This window comes from Bradyrhizobium sp. SHOUNA76 (assembly GCF_023006445.1).
In the GTDB taxonomy this organism is placed as follows: domain Bacteria; phylum Pseudomonadota; class Alphaproteobacteria; order Rhizobiales; family Xanthobacteraceae; genus Bradyrhizobium.
Genome location: NZ_JALBHA010000815.1, coordinates 1 through 1754, shown reverse-complemented (window position 1 = coordinate 1754; position 1754 = coordinate 1). Strand labels below are relative to the sequence as shown.

At 67.1% G+C, this 1754-nt stretch carries 1 protein-coding gene; it reads left to right on the top strand.

What is annotated here, in order from left to right; all coding sequences use genetic code 11:
• Positions 1-1653 (top strand): cobaltochelatase subunit CobT (gene cobT, locus MOV74_RS37455; protein WP_246932465.1); only part of this gene is annotated, 1653 nt, incomplete at its 5' end.
• Positions 1654-1754 lie beyond the last annotated feature (101 nt).

The window sequence follows — 1754 nt, the reverse complement described above, 5'->3', positions numbered from 1 at the left end:
GATGCCAAGCTGCATCGCAAGCTGATGCCCGGCAATCCGCAGGCGCGCGGCGTGTTCGAGGCGGTGGAGCAGGCGCGGGTCGAGGCGATCGGCGCGCGCCGCATGGCGGGCGTTGCGAAAAACCTCACCGCGATGCTCGACGACCATTTCCATCGCGGCAAGTTCGACGAGATCACCGACCGCGCCGACGCTCCCTTGGCCGACGCGCTGGCGATGCTGGTGCGGGAGCGCCTGACCGGGATGGCGCCGCCGACCGCCGCCAAGAAGATGGTCGATCTCTGGCGTCCGATTCTCGAAGACAAGATCGGCAAGCGGCTCGACCGGCTCGATAACCTGGTCGAGGACCAGACCCGGTTCGGCGATGCAGTGCACGACCTCTTGACCGCGCTCGAGCTCGGCGACGAGCGTAACGCCGATAGCGAGGACGACGAGGACAACGACGAGAACCAGGACGGCGACAACGACCAGTCCGGCGCCGAAGGCTCGCCCGATTCCGACGCCGCCCAGGAGATGAGCGCCGACCAGGCGCAGGCGACATCTGAGGAGATGAGCGAGAGCGCGATGGAAAGCGCGCAGGCCTCGACCTCTGATACCTTCGACGACGGCGAGCTCGGCGACGACGAGACGCCGGGCGAGGCGACGCGTCCGAACTCGCACGGCAAGAACGAGCCGCGCGGGCCGGAATACCACGCCTTCGCGCCGAAATTCGACGAGATCATCGCGGCCGAAGACCTCTGCGACCATGACGAGCTGGAGCGCCTGCGCGCCTATCTCGACAAGCAGCTGGCGCATCTGCAAGGCATCGTCGCCCGTCTCGCCAACCGCCTGCAGCGCCGCCTGATGGCGCAGCAGAACCGCGCCTGGGAGTTCGATCTCGAAGAGGGAATCCTCGACCCCGCGCGGCTGTCGCGCGTCGTCACCGATCCCTATCATCCGCTGTCCTTCATGCACGAGAAGGAGGCGACGTTCCGCGACACCGTGGTGACGTTGCTGCTCGACAATTCCGGCTCGATGCGGGGACGCCCGATCACGGTCGCCGCCACCTGCGCCGACATCCTCGCACGCACGTTGGAGCGTTGCGGCGTCAAGGTCGAGATCCTGGGCTTCACCACGCGCGCCTGGAAGGGTGGGCAATCGCGTGAGGCGTGGCTTGCCGCCGGCAAGCCGGCCAATCCCGGCCGCCTCAACGATCTCCGCCACATCATCTACAAATCCGCCGATGCCCCCTGGCGCCGCGCGCGGAAAAATCTCGGCCTGATGATGCGCGAGGGCCTGCTCAAGGAGAACATCGACGGCGAGGCGCTGGACTGGGCGCACAAGCGCCTGCTGGCGAGGGCCGAGCAGCGCAAGATCCTGATGATGATCTCGGACGGCGCGCCGGTCGACGATTCCACGCTGTCGGTCAATCCCGGCAATTATCTCGAGCGGCACCTGCGCCACATCATCGAGGAGATCGAGACCCGCTCGCCGGTCGAACTGATCGCGATCGGCATCGGCCACGACGTGACGCGCTATTATCGCCGCGCGGTGACGATCGTGGACGCCGAGGAACTCGGCGGCGCCATCACCGAGAAGCTCGCCGAACTCTTCAGCGAGACCAACACCGCACCAACCCAGCCGGCCGGTCGCCCGCGACGCAAATTGCATTCGTGAGCACGCACTCATCCCGCCGCAGCTTTCTCGGCCACGCGGCGGCGGGATTTTCCACTCTCGCACTCTCTCGCTTCGCGCAGGCGCAAGCCGCGGCCGAGCCG